Origin of the sequence: Sphingorhabdus arenilitoris (genome assembly GCF_042651485.1) — a bacterium.
Classification (GTDB): Bacteria; Pseudomonadota; Alphaproteobacteria; order Sphingomonadales; family Sphingomonadaceae; genus Sphingorhabdus_B; species Sphingorhabdus_B arenilitoris.
Window position 1 is genome coordinate 1 of sequence record NZ_JBHSDH010000012.1, and the last position, 22507, is coordinate 22507.

A 22507-nucleotide genomic window follows, 5' to 3' on the forward strand; every position below is an offset into this window, starting at 1 on the left:
CCCTGTTTCCAGCACCACCCGCTCAAGGCCTGCGGCATGCTTCGCCAGCCATTTTGACAACACATCCGGATCACTCGCCACCACATCGCGGCGGATAACAACACCTTCGGCATCAACCACGCATATGTGGCACGTCTTGTCAGATACATCCAAACCTGCAAATATACTCATCGGTCACTCTCCTCCTTTGGAGCGCTCCATTGCGACTCCGTGCTAACTAGGAGAGTGGCTACATCAATTACGCAATGTCCCCGGAATATGGTGCGACGATTATGTCATCTGAACCCAGCTGACCTAGGCCGCATGCCGCCTTTGCAATATTCGAGTTCCGGTTTGAAATCGCAGGGGTAGGACAGCCATTGATCGTCTTTTCGCAGTTTCAGCGGATATTCTTGGGCTGCTGAATATCTGAACGGCACGACCACTTCGCCGCTATCATGCCGTACAATACCATATTGACCATTGCGCTGTGCGATCATGAATGACCGGTCTTGCCCGCTGTCATCGTCGCGTTCTGTGATTGACCGAGACACAGCATCGATAGTAAAGTCGGCGATTATGGATTGGTCGATGCCGATCAGGCCCCATTTGCCATCTTTCTTCGCCCATAAACGGCCATCGCGAACCAGGTTGAGATTGTCATACTCAAATGGAATGATGACCTTATTTTTTTCGTCTACTAGGCCGAATAATTTCCGTTTTCCCGCCTTATCATCAACTATTTTTGCGGCGGGCAGATACCCTTCGTTAAATTGATGCACCTGCGCATATTCTGCCGGGATCACGAACATCCCATTTTTGTCGATAACGCCATATCGCCCCTCTGGGTTGCTTACGGTGACATATCCTTTTTCCTCGGATGGCGCGTAATGCACGGTCCAATTTTTCGGGCTTATTTGGCGTCCGTCATAATCAAAATACGCCGCTGTATTTCCCTTGCGCGCGTAAATAAGCCGGTGTTTTGCGTGCGGCCAAAGGCTTTCGAAATCCGGCGGGATTAAGGCATTGCCGTCGCGGTCAAGCAAAGATGCGGCACCGCCGGCCTCCACTAGGAATTTGCTGTCCGGCATTTGCCGGACTAAATCATAAATCCCGCCAAAGGCAGGCGCCATGTCTCGGGTCAAGAAGCGATAATGTGCATCATCCTTTCCAACGACGTTCTTCACAATGACAAGATTTTCGCCCTCGATAAACTCAATAAAGTCATATTTTTGTCCGATAAATTCCAGTTCATCCGCATCAAAAACCTGCTGGTTGTAATCGCTAAAAAAAACAAGAAAGCGGCCATCGCCCTTGTCAATTATCGCTTTATGCTGCACCGCCAATATGGTTTTTCCAGAAAGCGAAAGCAAACCGGTCAAGCCTTCTTTGGTTTGGACGATGAAATTGCCTCGAGCAAAGTCGATATCATCATATTCGGGCTTTATAACGATGTCGCCGCGCGAATTTAATATCCCTTCTAGAAACGGATTTTCTGGCTCGCTATATTCATAATATTCACTGGCACCGCCAACTGGCTTCACATTTCGGAACATTCCAATATGCCTTCGCCAGCCAGCGGCTATGCGGACGGCGCGCGCGTCAAACTGCGCGGTAATTTCGACAAACGCTTTAGCAGCAGCCACGGTGTCGGCATTTGCTTCAAACAATAGCGGAATATTGTCAATCTCAGCTAGGCTGCTCGCTTTGATCCGCTTCGGTTCATCTTGAGATGTCAGTATCTGAGCCCGCGCGTTTTCAAATATCACCGAAACGCCGCTATTTGGTGCAGGCTTTGTCAATCGCGTCATGAGCGGTTGAAGTGACGCTTTAATGGTGAGCGGGGCGTCCTGACCGCGAACTGGAACCTCACACTCAAACGGTGCAAAAGCCATAACCGCAAGGGGGTCATGAACGCGCAAAGGATAAGCCGTGGCCAGCTTTTCTGGTTTTACCAAATTGGATATTTCATCTTTACAATATACACCGATTTGATTTCGGTTTGCTTCGCCCTCAACTGCCGCATCTGCCCCGCCTCGGACCACTACCGCTCTATTGTCTGCCAAATCAGATGCTAAAACCGGGGAAGACACAGCATGGATCAATATCAACCCGAAGACTGTAACCGACGATAATCTCAAATGCGATGCCATTTATTTTCCCTACTCGTGTAACGGGCCGCGCTTTTATAACTTTCCGGATGTTTGGTAGGCGCAACCATAAATATGATTAAGGTTCGGTACCGGGGTTCATGATTTTTTCCGGGACCTTGATCTTTCCTCACTACATTATCTGGCATCAAAAAAAAGCCGCTGGCAACTGCATCCTAATTGCTAAACAATGCTAACATAATCGGTCCCCGCCCTAAGTGGTTTCCATCGCTTTTTTGTAAATGCTGTTCAGCGGCTTTGCGAATAGCTTCATCACCATCGGTTCGAAAAATTCGAGCGGTAATGTGTCATATTCGGGGTCAAAAGCCGGGCAGTCGTATTTTTGCACGAATTCTTCGGTGGCGGCGAAATATTTATGGCCGCGAAATTGTTCGCGCATGTCGGGATCAAGGCCGATATGGTGGAAGAAATTCTTGCCCTGAAAAATGCCGTGATGTTCAACGATCCAGTGCAATTCCTCCGATACGAATGGCTTGATGATCGCTGCGGCTATATCGGGGTGATTATACGCGCCCAGTGTATCGCCAATGTCGTGGATCAATGCCATCACGACATAATCGTCCGGCCGGCCGTCGCGGTGTGCGCGCGTCGCGGTTTGTAAGCAGTGGGTGAGCCGGTCGACCGGAAAACCCCCATAATCGCCTGCCAACAACCGCAGATGGTCGAGAACGCGCTGTCCGCCATTGGCGGCAAAGGGCATTTGTTCTTTTACAATAATCGCCCAATCTTCGGCCGTGCTTTCGGCCATATCGCTGAAGCTGGCATGCTGCCTGTCTTGATGATCCATAGTCTCTCTCCAAAAACTGATCTTTGGATGGTATCACCGTTGCCGTTATAAAAACAAGGGCTTCTAGAGATGGGATTTAGGCGCTAGATACAGTTTATGGCGGTCATTGAACTTACCGAACAGCCGTTCTTTTCCAATAAGAACAGGGCCTTTTGGAATCTGCACAGTGCGGGCTGGGCCGGGGCAATTGCGCTGCGTGCGGCGTCGGCGCTTGCGGGCGGGCAACAGCTTAGCTTCCTCCTCACGCTGTTGATATCGGCGGTAACGGGCTATTCTGTCTCATTGCTACTATCGGTGGTTTACCGGTCGGTGATTGATCGCCGCCCAATCGTCACATGGAGCGTCACATTGCTGGCGGTGGCGCTGGGGTCGGGGCTTTATGCCTATATTGATGCCTGGGTGAATCAGACGATGCGGCCCACAGCAGAAGGCTCCCCCTTTGTGCAGCTATGGCTCGCCGCGCTATATATTGACGGCATTCTACTTGGAGCATGGTCGGCGCTATACTACGCGATCAATTTTTTCGTGCGCGCCGAAGAACAGCAGGATCAAATGCTTCGGTTAGAGGCGCAGGCAACGACGGCGCAGTTGACCATGCTGCGATATCAACTCAATCCGCATTTCTTGTTCAACACGCTTAACAGTATTTCGACGCTGGTCCTGTTGAAACAGACCGAGCAAGCCAATGCTATGTTGTCGCGCCTGTCGTCCTTTTTGCGCTTCACCCTGATCAATCAGGCGGAGGCAAAAGTGCCAATTTCGCAGGAAGTAGAAACATTAAAGCTCTATCTCGAAATTGAAAAAATGCGTTTTGAAGAGAGGCTGCGTCCTAAATTTGATATTGATCCGGCGGCACATGACGCTCTGGTGCCATCATTATTGCTGCAACCCTTGGTAGAAAATGCGATAAAATATGCGGTTACACCGAAGGAAGAGGGAGCCGATATTGCCGTTGCCGTTCAACTGGCCGGTAAAAAAATTCGGATCACCGTTTCGGACAGCGGCCCGGGATTGCAAGAAGGGCAGAGTGATCCCAAGCTTTCAACAGGTGTCGGCATGGCCAATACAAAGGAAAGATTGATGCAAGCATATGGAGATGCGCAAATTTTCCGGCATGGGAAAAGCCAGTCCGGGGGATTTGAGGTTTTTATCGAAATGCCCTATCAAACAAAAAAATCCATGGCGGCATCGGAACCGGTTAAGGCCGAAGCCAAAGCATCTGGCACCACCGGCGAAACAGCAAATGATACAGGGAAAAAATCGGGGGCTATTGCGCAAGGAGCAATAACTACATGACCATCCGTACCATATTAGTCGATGATGAAAAACTGGCAGTCCAAGGTTTGCAGCTGCGGCTGGAGCCATTTTCCGACATTGAAATTGTCGCCACCTGCCATAATGGCCGCGACGCCATCCGCAAAATAAAGACGTTAAAACCCGATCTGGTATTTTTGGACATCCAAATGCCGGGATTTGATGGCTTTTCGGTTGTGCAGGGCGTGATGGATATTGATCCGCCGCTATTCGTCTTTGTCACCGCCTATAGCGAACATGCGATTCGCGCTTTTGAAGCGCAGGCCATCGATTATCTGATGAAACCTGTGGAGCCGGACCGTCTGGCCGATACGATGGACCGGATTCGCGGCCGCTTGTCGGAGCGGCGCAGCACGGAGGAGATTGAACGGCTGCGCAATGTCATTAACGAGGTTGCGCCTGACGCCGCCAATAACCTGCCCTTGGCGGATGAAGAGGTCGCCGCGAGCCGATATGAAAAATTGATCAATGTGAAAGACCGCGGGCAAATTTTCCGCGTTGATGTCGACAGTATCGAGCGGATCGACGCCGCTGGCGATTATATGTGCATCTATACCGCTGATAACAGCCTGATCCTGCGAGAAACGATGAAGGATTTGGAAAAACGGCTCGATCCGAGAACATTTCAGCGCGTACACCGTTCCACCATCGTCAATTTGGACCAAGTGCGCCAAGTCAAACCGCATACCAACGGCGAATGTTTTCTGGTGCTGGAATCCGGCGCGCAGGTGAAGGTCAGCCGCAGCTACCGCGATGTGGTCGCCCGTTTTGTGCATTAACGGCTCATGGCATCATCGCAGCTCGAACAGATATTCAATTTCCGGCGTATCGATAGCCGGTTGACTATTTCCGGCCAGCCAAGCGAAGAACAACTAGCATTGCTGCGTGATGATGGGGTGGAGGTGATTGTGAATCTTGGGCTGCACAGCCATGAAAAAGCCCTCCCTGATGAACCTGCCAGCTGCGCCAGACTGGGTTTGGAATATATTCATATCCCGGTCGCTTTCGATGCCCCGACTGAAAAAGACTATCAGGATTTTTGCGAGGTCATGGACATGCATCAAAATAAGCGGCTGCATGTCCATTGCATCGTCAATGCCCGGGTGACCGCTTTTTTCCGTCGATATGCAGCGGAAACTGGCTTAATCGATATGGACGAAGCAGCCGCATTGCTGGAAAGCGTCTGGCGTCCCGGCGGCGTCTGGGCAGATTTTCTGGGGAATGATGAACGACGAATGCAGGATCATAAATTTTGCGGGCGAGACTATAGTATGTAACATAGGCCCGTAAAACGCGAATAGGGCAAAACATCAAGATCACGGGACCCATTATTATGACTGAATATACTCCGCCAAAAATTTGGACATGGGACACCGAATCCGGCGGGCGCTTTGCCAAGATCAACCGGCCGATTGCGGGGGCAACGCATGAAAAGGAGCTGCCAGTGGGTAAGCATCCGTTTCAGCTTTATTCGCTGGGAACGCCCAATGGGGTGAAAGTAACGATCATGTTGGAAGAGCTGCTCGCCGCCGGGCATCAGGGTGCCGAATATGACGCTTGGCTGATTAACATTGGCGAAGGCGATCAATTTGGCAGCGGTTTTGTTGCCATCAACCCAAATAGCAAGATACCGGCGCTGATGGATCATAGCGTGCAGCCGCCCCTGCGTCTGTTTGAATCGGGTTCGATGCTCATCTATCTCGCCGAAAAATTTGACACGTTTTTGTCGAAAGACCCCGCCAAGCGCGCCGAAACGATCAATTGGTTGATGTGGCAAATGGGCAGCGCGCCGTTTTTGGGCGGCGGTTTTGGTCATTTTTATGCTTATGCTCCTGAAAAATATGAATATCCAATCAACCGCTATGCCATGGAGGTGAAGCGGCAAATGGATGTGCTTGACCGGCATTTGGCGGAGAATGAATATTTTGCTGGCGATGAATATAGCATCGCCGATATGGCAATTTATCCTTGGTACGGGGCAATGGCGCGGGGTATTTTATATGAGGCCGCAGAATTTCTTCAGGTCCATGAATATGAAAATGTGCTGCGCTGGACAAAGCTTATCGGCGCGCGCGAAGCGGTAAAGCGCGGCACGATGGTCAACCGGACCTTTGGTGAACCCTCCAGCCAGCTGCGCGAACGCCATGACGCCAGCGATTTTGACACAAAGACGCAGGATAAGCTGGAAACGGCGAGTTAGGCGCTTGACCCTAATGTGTCATTTGAGCAGCGGCCCGCGCGTTACCGTAACCGGTCCCTCTGTCGGTTCGTTGGCGGCGATGATTTGAGCAATATCCTTTTCCAAAGCATCGACAGCCTTCTTATCCGTGCCATTGGCGCAAACCGCCTTTTCGCCTTCGCGGCCCCATTGTTTTTCGGACATGGTGAATTTGCCGGATCGAGAAGCGAGTAAAGCCTTTATTTCGCGATAGCTTTTGTCGTCAATGCCGCTGGCATAGCTGCCGAATAATATTTCCAAGCTGCAGCGTTCGCCGAATAAATCTTCGAAAAAACTGCCCTTGATATTCCCTTCGGTAACAGGACGGCTTGGCGGTTCGCATGCGGTAACGGCGCATAGAGCGGTAATGGCGGGTAACATGGCAAGGCGATATTTTTTCATCGGCGATCCTTGAAAAATTGCGTTAGGAGAATGGCCGCATCATCCGCCGCAATGCCCGAATAGATTTCGGGCCGGTGGTGGATGGTTGGCTGGGTAAATAGCTTGGGGCCATGCGCAACCGCGCCGCCTTTGACGTCGTCTGCGCCATAATAGAGCCGGGCGATCCGGGCATGAGCAATGGCACCGGCACACATGGCGCAAGGTTCGAGCGTGACCCACAAATCGCATCCGGTGAGCCTATCGGTTCCCAATGCCTTCGCCGCATCCCGGATCGCCGCGATTTCGGCATGGGCGGTTGGATCATTTTGCGCCAAGGGCCGGTTCGCGCCGCGTCCAATAATCTCACCATTTTTGACCACGACCGCGCCGACCGGAACCTCTCCGCCATCGGACGCAGCTTTGGCGAGCGATAACGCTTCATCCATAAATTTGCGGGCGTGGGATAATGACATGATCTGCCTTTAGGCATTTACCGGGCTTTTTGCTACATCAGAAGCTTGACCTTTGCCGCGCACAAGGTTAGTGGCTGCGTCTTTCCGGGGTCGGTGATTCCCGTCAATAGTTCAAACAATAGGATTTTCAACATGTCGCGTATTTGCGAGCTGACTGGCAAAGGCCGCCTTGTAGGCCACAATGTAAGCCATGCCAACAACAAGACCAAGCGGACTTTCCTGCCAAATTTGCAGAAAGTAACCCTCTTGTCTGATTCGCTGGAGCAAGGCTTTAAATTTCGTGTTTCAACATCGGGCCTGCGTTCGGTTGAACATGTTGGCGGCCTCGACAATTGGCTGCTGAAAACTTCGGATAGCAAGCTGAGCGATAATGCGCGCAAAGTGAAGAAGCAGATCACCAAGAAACAGGCTGAAGCTGCTTAATCGGCGATAGTGCTTTTGAACGGTATTTGATCCGTTTGACGATTTATAGAGATTGAAAACCGGGCGCGATGTTTGCGTCCGGTTTTTTTTCGTCTTTACCGCCTTTGCGATCCTTACCACCGTCAAGATTGAGAATAAATTTCATCAATAATGTCCGCTGCCACGCATTGAAATTATTGTCGGATATCATCCAAACGATTATCCGGCCATTTTCCTGAGTAGTGGTCAAGCCTTCCATATTATCAACCAATAATGGCGGGGCGAGCGTCGCAATGACGGTGCCTGTAATTGCTTCCTCCTTCGCAATATCCGATGGGTCCAGCAGGACAAGTTTTGCCGTGAAGCCATCCGGAAAGCTGACCCGGCGGGTGAGGATCAATATCCGCCCATCCGGCAGCAATGTCGCATCGGTCGCCTTATATCCGCTGGGCGGGCGGTAACCGAAGGAGAAATGGCTAGTGCCAGCCTCCACCGGATCGCCCGAAAAAAACAACGCCTGATAGCTGCCATCGGGCAGGTCCATGCCTTCGGAAAATAGGATGAAGCGGCCATCAGCCAATCGGACAAGGGCTTCACCGCCGCTATTGGCCCCCCATTTTTTCATCTCTGGCGCGGTGAACTTGCCGCTGATCCGCGCGAATGACGGCGTAAAGCGGCGGATCATATGTTTTGCTTCATAGCTGACCCAGAAACGGCCGGTTTCCCGGTCATAGGCGATGCCTTCGCTATCCCGGTCTTCATAGCTGATGTTCGGCCCCACTGCGCCGGGCAGGGCGGCGATGAAGGGCCGGTCGGCTTTATCATCGCGGGTCAGGCCGAATCCAATGAGCGCTCCCGCATCGCTCACCCCCATAAACCGTCCACCGGGCAGCGCCACCAACGCGGATATACCGCCAAAATCGCTATTGCCGCTGCCCAATTCCCAAGCGCGCAGAAATGTAAGGGCGCCAACGGTGCGGCGATCCGAATCATTCACATCAAGCGCCAGCGGACGCAGAGCGATATCCTGACTATCATTACGGTTTACGACGCGGATTCCGCCGATCAAGCAGATCAGCATCGCGATCAGTAAAGTGGAGCGAAGCAAGCGAAACAGCATGATTTTGGCCATAGCGGCGCTTTGTCCGATCCCCAAGTCTGAACATTGGATAACAGCGATGTTCAGGAAAAACTCAATTTAGATGAACTAAACAAGCTCTCAAGGGGCATGATATTATTAGTGGAGCAAGACAATGAAAATGAGCAAAACATTGGTAGGATTGGTTTTGGCAGCAACCACAGTCACTGGCTTTGCCGCAACACCGGCAATGGCGCATGGCAAACATCGGGGTCATCATTATTATGACCAGCGCGATTATAACCGCGACGGTTATTATGACCGTTATGATGACCGTGATTATCGCCGCGATCAGCGCCGCGAATATCGCCGTGATTATCGGGATCGTTATTACCGCGAACGGTGCAGCAACGGTACGGGCGGTGCGATCATCGGCGGGGTTGCTGGCGCGGCAATCGGTGACCGGGTTGCCCGGCGCGGTGAGCGGACCGAAGGCGCGATCATCGGCGCAGTGTTAGGTGCCATTGGCGGCCGTGCAATCGACCGCGGTACCAGCCGGTGCCGCTAAGCAGATAGTTTTTCGCCCACGGGTGACGGGTCCCTGAACCTTTCTCGTTACTTGGGGCGGATGTCCGGCTTATGTCGGGGCATGGAGGGTCGGTGCATGACGCACTGGCCCTTTTTGCATTTCAAGCGTCAGGGTCACGGCCGGTTCAATTCTGAATAATCGACATTGACGATATTCGCCATGACCGTTTGGCAGAGGGCACGGCCGTCGGCGAGCGGGATGGCGGGGATAGAAATGGACCCTCCCGCAATACCAAAATGCACGCAGCACAGCCCCTGCAAGCGCGTGATTGGTCCTTGCGTAATTTCGACCGATTGAATTTTAATTTGCGGGATCGCAGTTAATTTCTGGTTCCACCAGCCACGCCGCACAAATATATACGGGCCGCTGTGCGCATGCAGGCTCAGCCGCCATTGCAGCAGGGCGGAGAGAGTAAAAAAGGCGATGACTGCGAGCAACCAAATGGCCAGCGCACCCGCATCGGTAAATGCGATCAACACAGCGATCCCGGCGATCACCACCGGAATGATGAATATCAATATATTCAACCAATAGACCAGTTTTCCGCGTATCAGTACCACATTAGCATCGGGCATAGGAACACCGGCGATCTCGGCAATCTTGCTTATTTCTGGCCATGTGGCCAGCGGGGCCGCCACATGATCGCTTTCGCCTTTTTCACTGGCGCTGCTATCGCCGGCCAGGCTGATGAATTTCAGCCCATACCAACCGCGCAGTTTGCGGATGGGGCCGGTAAATACGGTGACCGCCTGAACGCGGTGCACGGGCATAACGACGTCGGTTAAAGTGAACAGGCCCCGGCGGCGGCGGAACCCTTTTTCCGTTTGGTCCAACCTGAATCCATATTCGCGCAGAAGGGTGCGCACTATGCCAGTGGCAAAGCCCAACAGGATCAGGCCGAATAGCGCCATCAAGGCCGCAATCGCCCGCGCCGTGATGCTTAAACCGTCAAGCGTTGCCCCCCGCTCCTTGGCAATACCAAGCCAGGCGGTCCAATCCCACAGGTCAAATGGCAACAGCCAGTCAAACTGATTCAGGACACCAAATAGCACCGCAAAAATGACCAAAGAGAATGAGTAAAAGCCGAGCGTCAATATACGGCGATTATCCATCGCAAATATGGGGGGCTGTTCAGGTGCCTGCGCGCCTTCGCTGTCACTGCTGGCTATTCCCGCCTCACCAAATGCTGCTGGCGCTGTTATGTCCGATTTGCGTGCTTTGATAAGCTCTCGTAGCCGCTGCGCTTCGTGGAGGGAGACATAACTTAATTGCCCATCCTCGCCCGCGCCGCCGCCGGTTTCAAATTTGACCTCGCCAAGGCCAAATATCCGCGCCACCAATTTTTGTTCGATGCTGACATCCTGTATGCGTTCATAGGGGATGGAGCGTGCCTTGCGGAATAATATGCCGCTTTCGATGCGGATATCTTCTTCGCCGACAAAATAGCGGAACCGGGTCCAATCGAGCCAGCGAAAAAACAGGCTGCCGCCAAGCGCAAGGCCGAGGATGACGGGAATAAGGATATGTTCCGCGCCGCTGCTACGTGCACCGAATATGGCTGCCAAAATTGGGAAAATCAGATTGGGCAGGCCGGTGATGAAGGCCGCAAATACCCCCATGAGGCTTAGCTTTGTGCCATCGGTGATCGGCTCTGCCGGCTGCACCTCTGGGGCTGGCAAGGCCGAAATATCGCTATCCGCCGGTGTCAAAGCGTATCCCGTTTAATATGGGCGCGGATTTCCTCCCGCAGCGCGAGCGCATCTTCATGCGCCAAGGAGGGCAGATGCACCGAGCTGTTATAATTACCCGCAGTATGCAGGGTGAGCGTGGCTATGCCATACTGCCGCTCAATCGGGCCTTGGCTGACATCAATATGCTGCACCCGGCCAAAGGGCACCACGGTGTCGCTGTAAAACATATAGCCGCGCACTATCCGGATTCGGTCCGCCGCCATATGATAGCCCCAGCGACGATATTGCCGGGGCGGAAAAATGAATATCAGGAATATCGACAATAGCAGCACCGGCACAAAAATCACGCCCGGGGGTAGCAGCTGCGCTATTTCCAGCACGCCGGCACCGATCATTAACGGCACCATCATAATCGCATAACCAATCCGCGTTACCGGCACGTCACGGGGGTCAATCGGGGTCAAGGCATCGCCGCTCTGTGGCGCGTTTGGGGCGTCGGATAATATCGGCGCAATGTCGGCTTCGGTCATATCGGTGATATGGAAGGGTCCCGGGATATTGGCAAGATGCTTTTATCTGTCGTCCTAGCCCTAATGCGCCAGCGCCGCTTCGGCTTCGTTGACCAGTTTGGCGATTATGTCTTTCACTGGCCGCTCGACCTGTACCATCCCCACCGACTGGCCCGCCATGACCGATCCATTTTCGACATCGCCGTCAATCACCGCCCGGCGCAGCGCGCCTGCCCAATAACGCTCAATCTGCATTTGCGCCTCGGCCATATCGATTTCGCCTGCATCCAGCCGCGCTGCAACCTCCACTTGTGTCCGGGTAAATTCCTCCGTGCCCTTGTTTTTGAGAGCACGAACCGGAATGACGGGCAGGCGCGGATCAATCTGCACGCTGGCCACCGCATCACGGGCATTGGCGCGCAGGAAAGCCTGCTTAAAATTGGGATGGGCAATCGATTCCTCGGCGCAGACAAATCGGGTGCCCAACTGCACCCCCGATGCCCCCATTTCGAGATAGCTGGCCACCGCATTGCCCCGCGATATGCCGCCTGCCACAAACATCGGCACGACCTCTGCCATGTCCGGCAATATTTCCTGCGCCAGCACCGATGTGGCAACAGGACCAATATGTCCGCCCGCCTCACTGCCTTCAATAATCAGGGCATCGACACCGCTGCGGACCAGTTTTTTGGCGAGCGAAAGCGCGGGTGAAAAACAGATCAGCTTTGCGCCATGCCCTTTGATCGCATCAATGCTGCCCTTGGGGGGAAGGCCGCCTGCCAGCACCACATGGCTGACATTATGGCGGGCGCATATATCGATCAGCTCAAACAAATCAGGATGCATGGTGATCAGGTTCACACCAAAGGGCTTATCCGTCATCGCCTTGGTCGCGGCAATTTCGGCGTCGAGCAAGGCGGGCGTCATTGCGCCGCACGCAATCACGCCAAAGCCGCCCGCATTGCTGATCGCGGAGACCAAATTGCGCTCCGAAACCCACGACATAGCGCCGCACATAATCGCGACCTCACAACCCAAAAATTCGGTGCCGCGCCGCATGAGATGGAGGAGTTTTGACATGACGCTAGCGATAGCGGCCTAACCGCTTTTGGGGCAAGCGAAATTGCCGCGCCGCGTGCGCCCCGCCGTCTAAAAATTGGTCTGGGTTGATGGAGACGCGGCCCACCTTATCCTCCCCATCGCCAGTCGATGGGGAGGATGGGACCTCAAAAACCCGCGCTTCCCCCGCATAGACTGGCGGCAGGGTATATTGTTAACGGTCACCAAATCTGCGCCGACCGAACCCCCATCACGGACAGGCTGGATCGCAGGAAATAGAGCGCACCGCATCGTCAAGGCGTGCTGTTGCAAAAGTTTAACCGCGCGATTAAACATGGCGGATGAATGATAATGATCTAGCCAAAAAGATTGAGGCCTCTTGCCGGCGGCAGTTGAATGACAGCGCGGCAATTGCCAATTTGGAACAGCTTTCCGGCGGTGCGAGCATGGAAAGCTGGGCTTTCTCCTTTGGTGATCAGGATATGGTGTTGCGCCGGTTGCCGGAGGGTTTGGTAAGCGAACAGGAAGATACTGCGGCGATATCTGCGATTTCGCTGGATGCGCAGGCCGATTTGATTGAGATCGCCCGCAATGCCGGTGTCCGTGCCCCGCAAGTGTTGGCCAGATTGACCGATGAAGATGGTATGGGCCAAGGCTTCATGATGGCCCGTGTCGCTGGTGAAACATTGCCGCAAAAAATTCTGGGCAACCCGGATTATGCCGTTGCTGTTTCCCGCCTGACCAGCCAATGCGCCCACGAATTGGCGGCCATCCATGCGATTAGTATCGATCTGTTACCTGCGGAAATTCAATCCATCGACACGCCCGACCTGCTCAGCTTTCAAGAAGAAGCCTATCGAGCGCTTCAAGCCGCAATTCCTGCCTATGACTATGCGTTCAGATGGCTGGAAGACAATATTCCGCAGGCGCAGGAACCAAAACTTCTCCACGCTGATTTCCGCATGGGGAATTTCATGATCGATAAGCAAGGCATCGGCGCCGTTCTGGACTGGGAACTTGCGCATTTGGGTGATCCGATGCAGGATTTGGCGTATCTATGCACGCCCAGTTGGCGCTTTGGGTATTATGACAAAGAAGCAGGCGGATTTGACAGCGCGGATAATATGATCGCGGCTTATGAAAAAGCCAGCAGCACCACGGTTGACCGAAATCGCTTCAACTGGTGGCTGGTGTATAATACGCTATGGTGGGGCGTCACTTGCTTGCGTATGGGGCACAGCTACCGTGACGGGACCGTCCCAATATTGGAACGCACCATAATTGGCCGCCGTGCATCGGAATCCGAAATCGACCTGCTATTGCAATTTGAACACATGGGCCTTGCCCAAGGTGCGCCTGTTCCCTTCAAAACGCCGCCGCTTCTGCCCGAGCATGGAGAGGTTGAATATGCCGAGATTTTGAACGCGCTGATCGAATGGAATAAGGACAAGGTCATGCCCAGCGCCAAAGGGCACGCATTGTTTGAAGCGCGGGTTGCTAATAATGCGCTCGGCATTGCGCAGCGTCATGCCGCCTGGGGCCAGCAATATGCCGAGCAATCGGGTGCGCGGCTTGCCAGCATGGGCATTTCGGCCGATGCCTTTTGCTGCGCGTTGCGAGGGGGAAGCACGGCGATCACTGATCCGGAAGTTTGGGATCATATGCGGCTGACCGCGCTCGAAAGGCTTTCGATTGATCAACCCAAATATGCCGGCTTGAAAGTCGCCTTAGAAAAATGGACTATTGATCGGCTTTAGCGGCATGGGTGATGGAGGAAATTGGGAGAGAGGGACAATATGATAACACGCGCCGATGAATATCCATTTCATCAAACCTCAGAGCCAATGGCCTTTGCCGGTACCGATCGGAATTTCTATGACCGTTTTTTCTTCAACGGCTACACGCCGGACGGCGACATATTTTTCGCAATCGCTTTTGGTCTTTATCCTCAACTTGGCATTATGGATGGTGCGGTATGTATATTGAAGGATGGCAAGCAGCATAATGTGCGCGTTTCGCGCAGGATGAATGGCGACCGGTCTGATCTGAAGGTGGGCCCGCTTTCGATTGAGATATTGGAGCCATTGTCGCGGTCCCGCATTATTCTGGCCCCTTGTGACAGCGAGATTTCACTCGATCTGACATTTCATGTGCGCCACCCGCCTGTTGAAGAGCCGCGCTTCACACGGCGGATCGGCACCCGCGCGTTTATGGACTATACCCGGATGACGCAGAATGTAGCCTGGTCAGGAACCATCCACCTGGGCGATCAACAGATCAGCATAAAAGCGGAAGAGACATTCGGCACGAGAGATCGCAGCTGGGGTATACGTCCGGTAGGGGCGTCGGAGCCGCAGCCGCCACGGGACGGAAATTTAAAACAGTTTTTCTGGCTTTGGAATCCCTGTAATTTCGAGGATTATGTCGCATTTTCGCATACCAATGACGATGCCTTTGGCCGCCCATGGAACCGCCGCGCGGCGATACAAAAGATTGGCGGTAAGCTGTATGAATTTGACGATGTCGAATATGACTATCAATGGGTTGAAAAGACACGCCGCATAAAATCTGTTTCAGCCTTATTAAAAGGTGACACCGGCGAGGCGACGATTTCATTCACCACTGGGCCGCTATTTTATATGTCGGGCCTTGGCTACACGCATCCGGTTTGGGGACATGGCCGCGATCATGGCGAAGAGGCATTTCAATATGATGTAATCGCCACTGATGAATGCCAGCCCACCGATCCGCTATATTTGCATATTCAAGCTTTGGCCAAAGCAAAGCTCGTTTTCAACGGTGTGGAACGCGAAGGCATGGGCGTTGTCGAGCAGCTATTCATCGGTCCGCATGAGCCCACCGGCATGGCGGAGGGAGTCGCCCTCATTAGGGAATAGCAAGATCGCAACTGCGAGAGGAAAGGTGGTTGCGGACAGGCCGCGGAAAGCTATCGCGCGTGAATCATAGGGTGAGGAGACGAAATACTTGCGCTGTTGGCTGAATGCTGCTGAAAAATGCCGGTGAAAGGAATGCTGGAGGTGGGCGCAGTCATAAGGGACGCGTCTCTTCCTGCAATTTCCTGCATGCAGGGAAATTACAGTGAAATTTTCTACTATTCTGCTGTTTGGCCCGCCCCAAAAGCCTACAGATCCGAGCATTTTCGCTATTTCATAGCGGATTCCTCTAGTTTCAAAACAGGGAATTTATTCTGAGATAACAGGGAAATTATTGCAGTAAACAGGGAACTAAGTCAGCCATAACTGCGAAAAATCGGCATATTTGGGTCAGAAACAACGCTGATAAGTGAACAAATGTGGGATATCCGAGGCCAAGCGTGGGATAATTTCGTTTACCGTGGGATATTTTCAGCGCCGCTAAGATGGCGGACCGAACTGATGGTATTGCTTATCTATGAAACGACATAGAAAAAGCGGTACGTGGGACTCTGGGCCATCCAAGCGCGATACAAGCTGTGTTGGGCGGGATTGCTTCAGGCTCGTTGAGCGGACTCAATTATATCTCAACTAGCTCGTCCAATTGCAACGCACTTGGATAGACCTCTTGATTCGGAATGGATATCTCAAGTGGGTTCTCCAAGCCGTGTTTCTTGGTTGCCGGCAAGCTAAAAGGTCAAAAATGAAGTCAAAAAATACCTAAAAGATGTGGGTAAATTTATTTTTACTAATTGACCGGAACGTTCATTGCATTTCTGAGAATATAGGATTTTTTCTTCAATTTTTATATTTGTAACGAAATATGTAATTTTCAAGTAAGTTTCAATAAGAGGTGTCTAAGAGGTGTTTAAGAGACCTCTAAGACATAGTAAAATTGGTTTCGAAGCGAATTTGGAGGTCGATAATTGATGATGTATAAAGTAATTCTCAATCTGGAGATCATCTATGACCAATGCTCAATATCAATCCAAAAAGCCAGCCCGCAACCTTAGCTACCAGCCCACTAACGACCTAAAGCCCTTGGCGCGTAATGCAAGGACGCACTCGCGAAAACAGATCCAGCAGATCGCGGATTCGATAAACCGGTTTGGTTTTAACAATCCAGTGCTGGTTGATGATGGTAATCAGATCGTAGCAGGCCATGGCCGCGTTGCAGCAGCTAAGCTATTGGGGATGGCAGAGGTACCTGTCGTAGCTCTATCGGGAATGTCCGCAGCTGAACGCAAAGCCTATGCGTTGGCAGATAACAAGCTGGCTCTGAATGCGGGCTGGGATGTGGATCTGTTGGCATTGGAGCTGCAAGAGCTTATTGACCTCGATTTTGAAGTTGAACTTACTGGCTTCAGCTTAGCGGAAATCGATTTTACGCTTGAAGCTGCAAATGACGGAGCGCAGTTAGCTGCAAGCGACGAAGCCGACACTGTGCCGCCAAGAAACGATACGCCGGTAACTAAAGCTGGAGACATTTGGCAGCTGGGTAAGCATTTACTGCTTTGCGGCGATGCGCGTTCGGACGCGGATTATTGCAAATTGATGGCCGGTTTGCAGGCCGCCATGATATTCACAGACCCGCCTTATAATGTTCCCATTGATGGCCATGTTTCTGGATTAGGCAATGTAAAACATCGGGAATTTGCAATGGCTGCAGGTGAAATGAGCGTTGCTCAGTTTACCGATTTTCTAAGTTCAACACTAACCGCGATGTCAAAACAATGCCGGTCTGGTACCATTATCTATGTTTGCATGGATTGGCGCCACATGCGTGAGCTACTCGATGCAGGTGAGGCAGCTAATCTGGAACTCAAAAATCTATGCGTGTGGAACAAGACGAATGGCGGCATGGGAGCCTTTTATCGCTCCAAGCATGAGCTCGTCTTCGTATTTAAACACGGGGATGCGCCGCATGTGAACAGTTTTGGTCTAGGCGAAACCGGCAGATACCGCACGAACGTATGGGACTATGCAGGCATAAGTAGTATCAGCGCCACCCGCAAAGAAGAGTTGGAAATGCATCCCACCGTTAAGCCGGTTGCCATGATTGCCGACGCAATCAAAGATTGTTCGCGCAGAGGTGAGATTATTTTGGACCCATTTGGCGGTTCAGGCAGTACGCTCATTGCGGCTCAACAAGCGGGTCGCATAGCGCGGCTGATTGAACTGGACCCGCTATATTGCGACACTATTGTTCGTCGTTTTGAAGCCTATACCGGACAGCAAGCGGTTCACACAGAAAGCGGTCAATCGTTCGAGCAACGCCTGGACTGCAGCGATTTGCTCCTTAATGCGGAGGTCAACTGATGAGCAAAAAAGACGCCAAGCCCGCAAACACGATAGGCTATGCAAATCCGCCACGAGATACCCGGTTTAAGTCGGGCGAATCTGGAAACTATGCTGGCCGGCCCAAGAAGAAACATAAACCAGAGCCGCCCATATTTAATCCCGCACGGTTTCCGACCAGGTCACTCCTGCGACACGAGGCTGCGCGTGAACTCAAAATTCGCGATATTGATGGCGTTAGCTGCATTTCAGTGACGCAGGCCGTGTTACGTTCACTCGAGCGGGAAGCTCTTAAGGGCGGGCCGATGGCTATGAGAACTTACCTCCAGTTTGTGATCCAAGAAGATGCCGCTTATCACGCTGACAAACAGAAAGTCTTTGACGTTTGGAGTGAGATCAAAGCTGAACAAGCGGCGATACTGGAACGTGCCAAAAAGGAAGGTAGGGAAGAGCTTGATATCGTACCGCATCCCGATGATATCCGGCTAAATTGGCACGAACTTAAGGTCGAACTATTGGGACCAGTAGACGTGGAGGAAAAAGAGGCACAGGACAAGAGAATAGAAGCGCGCGATCTGATGTTTGAGCTGTCGATATTCTACAACGAAAAATCAAGGCTACCAGACGAGAACGGACAAAACGCCTCCGTTGGGCTGTTTTTTCTCACATTCGTCCGAATTGAAGCGGTGCTACCTCGCCGTCTGCGCTGCGACCATCAAAAGCTCCACGGCGATATTATGACACGCGCTGTGTCCGGGCGCGGGGAATGGAGCAGCTATCTGGCGAAAAAATGTGAGGAGTATGGCTTGCCCTTCTTTTATATTGGTCGAAACGATGCATCGCCCTTTTCTTTCCCGTTAGACAAGCTCGGCTTTGAGTTTGCCAATGGCGAGTTAAGACCATCAACTCCCAAGTTGAAGCGTGAGTTGAAGAGGATGATGGGTGGGTAGTTTCCATTTCTGTTCAGAAAATCAAATTCTCGCGCCGGTTTCATTGCAAAAGAAGAGGGTAGCATTGCTAATCTCGGCTCTATTGCCGCTACAAAGCGTTGTCTTAATCAACATCTATATTGCGATGCTTATGATCGACAGATTTGGGGCAATAGAGGTGAAGCCCAATGGTAATTGGAAAGCGTGATCAAAGCAGGCGCATTGAGTTTAGGGTCGGGACTTGTTTAATCCGTGCTCGATGCGTCAAAATGGCTAAGATATCGGGAGAAAATGACCGCAGTTAGGTAGTTATTCTGCCTGCAAGGTCATAGTGACTGCCGTCGCCAGAAAACTTATCACTATCGCTAACGCGCTGTGTCGGTCAGACCAAGCGTGGACAGATCAACCCGCATGCGAGATACAGTTGCTAAACTTGGCGAAATCGCTGCTCTGAAAACACACTGCGCTCGGATGCCTCATATAAATAGCTCTGCCTTCATCAAAAGCGGCGCAGAAGGGTTGGCAGAGGGCGTCCGACATTCTTTAGCTTCAAAATTCAGCAAAGCGATGCTAACCTTTTAAAGACTGGTGTTTCGGACGTACACACGGGTTGGGGCGCGAGCATTGACCCCCAGTCACAATCACGGCAGTTTAATCCAAGTATTTTGCATTAACTATAATAAGATAGCTAACAAAAACGTCCCGTTTCGGACCTTCGGCTTTGGCTTATTGTTAAAGATAGCCAACCCATGTTTTTCCAATCTGCGTGTATTTGCCAAGCATTTTTTGCCGCTCATGCCGCTAATTATTGAGGACTATATAACTTACTAGCCCTTATTTTGGCACCATCGCAGCAACGGGTTCAAAAGCAGTCGGTCCGCGGCGCAGTATAACACCTAGTTGGCACAGTTTCGATCAGGTCATCTATAAGGACCGCAAGTTGATTGAGCGCTTCTTCAACAAGATCAGTTTCAGCAAAATCATGCACTTCAGATGCGTTGCCATAAGATATGACAAAATCGCCAGAAACTATCTTGGCTTTATAAACCTCGTTGCTGTTATCAAATAGCTCTAATGAATGGCATGACAACCTGGGATATGTAACGCCAGATCCCACTCGACTTCCCCTTGAAAGCAAGCATTGCTGTTCGTGCGCGGCCTGGGACTTGGAATGCGCATATGCTCTAGCCGGATAGCTGGCGGAGCCTTTCTCGGTAGGGCGCGGCAAGTTGCTGCTCCTGCTAAGAAAGGAATAACGATATGGCAAAGGCCGCAACCACAAAACCCGACCTCAATGATGTCATCAAAGACGTCCGTGCACCAAAGCCTCAATCCAAACTCGACTGCCTTCTAAGGCTGCTGTTGCAACACGATGGCGCCTGTCTCGACGAGATGATGGAAGCAACCGGCTGGCAACCCCACACCGTCCGCGCGTCGATGACCGCGCTGCGGGGGCGCGGCTATGATATCGACAAACGCATGGGCGGAAATGTCACCGTCTGGTTTATCGATGCCGGTGAAGCCCAATGAAGCAGCCCAAGCAAGCGGTTAAAGCCGAAGTCGCCGCAATAGCGTCCATGAACCTGAGCGAGCTGCGCGCCCTATGGCGGGAGCGCTTCGGCGATCCGCCCACCATCCGCGCTGCGGACCTCATCCGGCGCGTGCTAGCATGGCGGATACAAGCCGATGCCTATGGCGGCTTTGATGCCGCGACGTGCAAAATGCTGGGTTCAAAGCAAAGCTCGGTCATAAAGACATCGCCGGCCGCTGGTATGCGGCTGGCGCGAGAATGGCAGGGCATGCGCTATGAAGTCACCGTCTTGGAAAGCGGCATATTCTACGAGGGCGTCAAATATGGCAGCCTGTCCGAAGTCGCGCGGCTGATAACGGGAATACGCTGGAACGGACCGCGCTTCTTTGGGCTTAGAGAGAGCAACAAACGATGACCCAGCCTAGAGCCAAACATCGCTGCGCTATCTATACCCGCAAATCCACAGAAGAAGGACTGGAGCAGGAGTTCAACACGCTCGATGCGCAGCGACAGGCCTGCGAAGCATATATCCTAAGCCAAGCCGGTGAAGGCTGGGAGGTCATCCCCAAACAATATGACGATGGCGGCTGGTCTGGCGGTAATATGCAGCGGCCAGCGGTCAAGGAGCTGCTCGACGATGTGGCGCGGGGCCGGATTGATATCATCGTGGTTTATAAGGTAGACAGACTTACCAGAAGCCTGATGGACTTTGCCCGTATGGTCGAGACGCTCGACAAGCATGAGGTCTCGTTCGTCAGTGTGACGCAGGCGTTTAACACCACTAACAGCATGGGCCGTTTGACGCTAAACGTGCTCTTATCCTTCGCTCAATTTGAGCGCGAGGTGACAGGCGAACGTATCAGAGATAAAATCGCAGCATCCAAAGCGCGCGGTATGTGGATGGGCGGCAATGTGCCGCTGGGCTATAATTTGGGTGAGCGGAAGTTGCTGATCAACACGGTCGAAGCTGACCAGATACGTATGATGTTTGCGCGCTACCTCAAACTCAAATCTGTTCCCAAGCTGACGGCGGAGCTTAACCGCAATGCTATTCGCACCAAGAGCTGGACGTCGGGCAAGGGCCGAACACATGGCGGGGTCAACTTCAGCTGCGGCGCGGTCTACCATATCCTGAGGAACTCCATCTATGTTGGCGAGATCGCGCATAAGGGTAATATCCATGAAGGAGAGCATGACGCGATCATTGAACGCGGTCTGTTCGATAAAGTGCAGGCACAAATCGCTGCGCAGAGGGTAACGCGTTCAGCCAAGAAAACCCGTTCTGCGACAGGGCAACTCACTGGCAAGATATATGACGGTGAAGGCCAGCCGATGCGCACGACCTTTGGCTATGGACGCGGCAAGAAGATATACCGCTATTATGCCTCTGAGACGATACTACCTAATGGCAAAGCACAGCATAGCGATAATCATCAGGGGATAAGATTATCAGCAGAGCGTATTGAGCGGCTGATTATCGCGCAGCTTGGAACGCTTATACCCGATAGCAAAGCAAGAACCGCGATCTTTGACGCAATCACCAAGGTAGTCATCGACGAGAATGTTCTCAGGGTGAGGCTGGATGCAGCTGAGCTGGCGCGAGAAGATGAAACGCATCAGCAGCTGCTTGAGCGCATTCAGCTAATAGATAAGCATGTAAGCATCGGCGAAGACATCATAAACCTCTCAATAGACGCGCGGCCTATCAAGCGTGGACGCACGGTTCGGGCGCGGACGCATCTGCTTGATGATGTCGAGGCCAAGCAAGTGCTGGCAGAGCTGATCAAAACATCTCATCGCAAGCTCGATGAGCATAATGCTTCGCCATTATACCCTGAAAACCATGCGCAAATGACGACGCCGGTGAACAAATGGTCACGCGAACGCAATGTGCCAGGATTACTTGCACCAGATATTCAAAAAGCGTTGTTACGCGGCGATGTTCCAAAGAGGCTCGATATTGAAATCTTGCTGTCGCGCGATATGCCACTGGATTGGGAGGAGCAGAGGAGGCTGTTGGGCTTTGAGTGAAAGACGAGATATTTATGCAATTTGCGCTATTCAAATTCGCGAGGAATTTAGCGAGTGGGGAATCGAATATGATAACAAAATGCAATGTCGCCTCTGCCGCCAGTTTTTGATTATTGGAAGCCAATCTAAAGTCG

General features: G+C 52.3%; 21 protein-coding genes. 13 read left to right on the plus strand and 8 right to left on the minus strand.

Annotated elements, in window-relative coordinates:
• Positions 1-275 precede the first annotated feature (275 nt).
• Complete coding sequence (locus ACFOWX_RS03200) at positions 276-2132, minus strand: WG repeat-containing protein (protein ID WP_381421247.1); 1857 nt, start codon at positions 2130-2132, stop codon at positions 276-278.
• Between the two features lie 211 nt (positions 2133-2343).
• Positions 2344-2937 carry an HD domain-containing protein gene (locus ACFOWX_RS03205; protein WP_381421249.1) on the minus strand — a complete coding sequence of 198 codons (594 nt, stop codon included), beginning with the start codon at positions 2935-2937 and terminating at the stop codon, positions 2344-2346.
• Between the two features lie 96 nt (positions 2938-3033).
• Between ACFOWX_RS03205 and ACFOWX_RS03210 the strand changes: the two genes are divergently transcribed.
• Genes ACFOWX_RS03210 through yghU form a run of 4 tightly spaced genes read left to right on the plus strand, consistent with a single transcriptional unit; the run spans position 3034 to position 6451 of the window.
• Complete coding sequence (locus tag ACFOWX_RS03210; RefSeq protein ID WP_381421251.1) at positions 3034-4233, plus strand: sensor histidine kinase; 1200 nt, start codon at positions 3034-3036, stop codon at positions 4231-4233.
• Complete coding sequence (locus ACFOWX_RS03215) at positions 4230-5030, plus strand: LytR/AlgR family response regulator transcription factor (protein WP_381421252.1); 801 nt, start codon at positions 4230-4232, stop codon at positions 5028-5030. The genes ACFOWX_RS03210 and ACFOWX_RS03215 overlap by 4 nt, the downstream gene beginning before the upstream one ends.
• Before the next feature lie 6 nt (positions 5031-5036).
• The gene (locus tag ACFOWX_RS03220) at positions 5037-5528 is read left to right on the plus strand and encodes a protein tyrosine phosphatase family protein (RefSeq protein WP_381421254.1); all 492 of its coding nucleotides are present in this window, start codon (positions 5037-5039) and stop codon (positions 5526-5528) included.
• 56 nt (positions 5529-5584) lie between these two features.
• Positions 5585-6451 carry a glutathione-dependent disulfide-bond oxidoreductase gene (yghU, locus tag ACFOWX_RS03225; RefSeq protein ID WP_381421256.1) on the plus strand — a complete coding sequence of 289 codons (867 nt, stop codon included), beginning with the start codon at positions 5585-5587 and terminating at the stop codon, positions 6449-6451.
• Between the two features lie 18 nt (positions 6452-6469).
• On the opposite strand, the gene ACFOWX_RS03230 is transcribed toward yghU, so the two are convergent.
• Positions 6470-6871, minus strand: a complete 402-nt coding sequence (locus ACFOWX_RS03230; RefSeq protein ID WP_381421258.1) for a hypothetical protein — start codon at positions 6869-6871, stop codon at positions 6470-6472.
• Positions 6868-7323: a tRNA adenosine(34) deaminase TadA gene (gene tadA, locus ACFOWX_RS03235; RefSeq protein WP_381421260.1), complete on the minus strand. Its 456-nt coding sequence runs from the start codon at positions 7321-7323 to the stop codon at positions 6868-6870. The genes ACFOWX_RS03230 and tadA overlap by 4 nt, the downstream gene beginning before the upstream one ends.
• 132 nt (positions 7324-7455) lie before the next feature.
• On the opposite strand from tadA, the gene rpmB reads away from it, so the two are divergent.
• Positions 7456-7746 carry a 50S ribosomal protein L28 gene (gene rpmB, locus ACFOWX_RS03240; protein ID WP_381421262.1) on the plus strand — a complete coding sequence of 97 codons (291 nt, stop codon included), beginning with the start codon at positions 7456-7458 and terminating at the stop codon, positions 7744-7746.
• Positions 7747-7789: 43 nt separating this feature from the next.
• On the opposite strand, the gene ACFOWX_RS03245 is transcribed toward rpmB, so the two are convergent.
• Complete coding sequence (locus tag ACFOWX_RS03245) at positions 7790-8857, minus strand: esterase-like activity of phytase family protein (RefSeq protein WP_381421263.1); 1068 nt, start codon at positions 8855-8857, stop codon at positions 7790-7792.
• Positions 8858-8978: 121 nt separating this feature from the next.
• Between ACFOWX_RS03245 and ACFOWX_RS03250 the strand changes: the two genes are divergently transcribed.
• Positions 8979-9371, plus strand: a complete 393-nt coding sequence (locus tag ACFOWX_RS03250) for a glycine zipper 2TM domain-containing protein (RefSeq protein ID WP_381421265.1) — start codon at positions 8979-8981, stop codon at positions 9369-9371.
• 134 nt (positions 9372-9505) lie between these two features.
• Here the strand turns inward: ACFOWX_RS03250 and ACFOWX_RS03255 are convergent, their stop codons facing one another.
• The 3 genes from ACFOWX_RS03255 to ACFOWX_RS03265 are packed head-to-tail and all read right to left on the minus strand — an operon-like array spanning position 9506 to position 12672.
• Positions 9506-11101: a PH domain-containing protein gene (locus tag ACFOWX_RS03255; protein ID WP_381421267.1), complete on the minus strand. Its 1596-nt coding sequence runs from the start codon at positions 11099-11101 to the stop codon at positions 9506-9508.
• Positions 11098-11613, minus strand: a complete 516-nt coding sequence (locus tag ACFOWX_RS03260) for a PH domain-containing protein (protein WP_381421269.1) — start codon at positions 11611-11613, stop codon at positions 11098-11100. Before ACFOWX_RS03260 ends, ACFOWX_RS03255 begins: the two co-directional genes overlap by 4 nt.
• Before the next feature lie 60 nt (positions 11614-11673).
• Positions 11674-12672 carry an NAD(P)H-dependent flavin oxidoreductase gene (locus ACFOWX_RS03265; protein WP_381421271.1) on the minus strand — a complete coding sequence of 333 codons (999 nt, stop codon included), beginning with the start codon at positions 12670-12672 and terminating at the stop codon, positions 11674-11676.
• A gap of 320 nt (positions 12673-12992) precedes the next feature.
• Between ACFOWX_RS03265 and ACFOWX_RS03270 the strand changes: the two genes are divergently transcribed.
• The 7 genes from ACFOWX_RS03270 (at position 12993) to ACFOWX_RS03300 (ending at position 22373) form a co-directional block, all read left to right on the plus strand.
• A complete protein-coding gene (locus tag ACFOWX_RS03270; protein ID WP_381421272.1) occupies positions 12993-14408 on the plus strand; it encodes a phosphotransferase family protein in 1416 nt (471 codons plus the stop codon).
• A 39-nt stretch (positions 14409-14447) separates the two neighbouring features.
• A complete protein-coding gene (locus ACFOWX_RS03275; protein ID WP_381421274.1) occupies positions 14448-15548 on the plus strand; it encodes a hypothetical protein in 1101 nt (366 codons plus the stop codon).
• Positions 15549-16550: 1002 nt separating this feature from the next.
• On the plus strand, positions 16551-17903 hold the full coding sequence (locus tag ACFOWX_RS03280) for a site-specific DNA-methyltransferase (protein ID WP_381421276.1): 1353 nt from the start codon (positions 16551-16553) through the stop codon (positions 17901-17903).
• Positions 17903-18832 (plus strand): DUF5681 domain-containing protein, encoded by a 930-nt coding sequence (locus tag ACFOWX_RS03285; protein WP_381421278.1) that lies wholly within the window; start codon positions 17903-17905, stop codon positions 18830-18832. Before ACFOWX_RS03280 ends, ACFOWX_RS03285 begins: the two co-directional genes overlap by 1 nt.
• A 1239-nt stretch (positions 18833-20071) precedes the next feature.
• Positions 20072-20341, plus strand: coding sequence for a DUF3489 domain-containing protein (locus tag ACFOWX_RS03290; protein WP_381421280.1), 270 nt, complete (start codon positions 20072-20074; stop codon positions 20339-20341).
• Entirely contained in the window at positions 20338-20757 is a 420-nt protein-coding gene (locus ACFOWX_RS03295; protein WP_381421281.1) for a DUF2924 domain-containing protein, read from the plus strand. Before ACFOWX_RS03290 ends, ACFOWX_RS03295 begins: the two co-directional genes overlap by 4 nt.
• Positions 20754-22373, plus strand: a complete 1620-nt coding sequence (locus ACFOWX_RS03300; protein ID WP_381421283.1) for a recombinase family protein — start codon at positions 20754-20756, stop codon at positions 22371-22373. The genes ACFOWX_RS03295 and ACFOWX_RS03300 overlap by 4 nt, the downstream gene beginning before the upstream one ends.
• Positions 22374-22507: the final 134 nt, after the last annotated feature.

Coding starts and splice junctions, on each gene's coding strand:
- ACFOWX_RS03200 (WP_381421247.1), bottom strand. CDS start 2,132: ATGGCATCGCATTTGAGATTATCGTCGGTTACAGTCTTCGGGTTGATA.
- ACFOWX_RS03205 (WP_381421249.1), bottom strand. CDS start 2,937: ATGGATCATCAAGACAGGCAGCATGCCAGCTTCAGCGATATGGCCGAA.
- ACFOWX_RS03210 (WP_381421251.1), top strand. CDS start 3,034: ATGGCGGTCATTGAACTTACCGAACAGCCGTTCTTTTCCAATAAGAAC.
- ACFOWX_RS03215 (WP_381421252.1), top strand. CDS start 4,230: ATGACCATCCGTACCATATTAGTCGATGATGAAAAACTGGCAGTCCAA.
- ACFOWX_RS03220 (WP_381421254.1), top strand. CDS start 5,037: ATGGCATCATCGCAGCTCGAACAGATATTCAATTTCCGGCGTATCGAT.
- yghU (WP_381421256.1), top strand. CDS start 5,585: ATGACTGAATATACTCCGCCAAAAATTTGGACATGGGACACCGAATCC.
- ACFOWX_RS03230 (WP_381421258.1), bottom strand. CDS start 6,871: ATGAAAAAATATCGCCTTGCCATGTTACCCGCCATTACCGCTCTATGC.
- tadA (WP_381421260.1), bottom strand. CDS start 7,323: ATGTCATTATCCCACGCCCGCAAATTTATGGATGAAGCGTTATCGCTC.
- rpmB (WP_381421262.1), top strand. CDS start 7,456: ATGTCGCGTATTTGCGAGCTGACTGGCAAAGGCCGCCTTGTAGGCCAC.
- ACFOWX_RS03245 (WP_381421263.1), bottom strand. CDS start 8,857: ATGGCCAAAATCATGCTGTTTCGCTTGCTTCGCTCCACTTTACTGATC.
- ACFOWX_RS03250 (WP_381421265.1), top strand. CDS start 8,979: ATGAAAATGAGCAAAACATTGGTAGGATTGGTTTTGGCAGCAACCACA.
- ACFOWX_RS03260 (WP_381421269.1), bottom strand. CDS start 11,613: ATGACCGAAGCCGACATTGCGCCGATATTATCCGACGCCCCAAACGCG.
- ACFOWX_RS03265 (WP_381421271.1), bottom strand. CDS start 12,672: ATGTCAAAACTCCTCCATCTCATGCGGCGCGGCACCGAATTTTTGGGT.
- ACFOWX_RS03270 (WP_381421272.1), top strand. CDS start 12,993: ATGAATGATAATGATCTAGCCAAAAAGATTGAGGCCTCTTGCCGGCGG.
- ACFOWX_RS03275 (WP_381421274.1), top strand. CDS start 14,448: ATGATAACACGCGCCGATGAATATCCATTTCATCAAACCTCAGAGCCA.
- ACFOWX_RS03280 (WP_381421276.1), top strand. CDS start 16,551: ATGACCAATGCTCAATATCAATCCAAAAAGCCAGCCCGCAACCTTAGC.
- ACFOWX_RS03285 (WP_381421278.1), top strand. CDS start 17,903: ATGAGCAAAAAAGACGCCAAGCCCGCAAACACGATAGGCTATGCAAAT.
- ACFOWX_RS03290 (WP_381421280.1), top strand. CDS start 20,072: ATGGCAAAGGCCGCAACCACAAAACCCGACCTCAATGATGTCATCAAA.
- ACFOWX_RS03295 (WP_381421281.1), top strand. CDS start 20,338: ATGAAGCAGCCCAAGCAAGCGGTTAAAGCCGAAGTCGCCGCAATAGCG.
- ACFOWX_RS03300 (WP_381421283.1), top strand. CDS start 20,754: ATGACCCAGCCTAGAGCCAAACATCGCTGCGCTATCTATACCCGCAAA.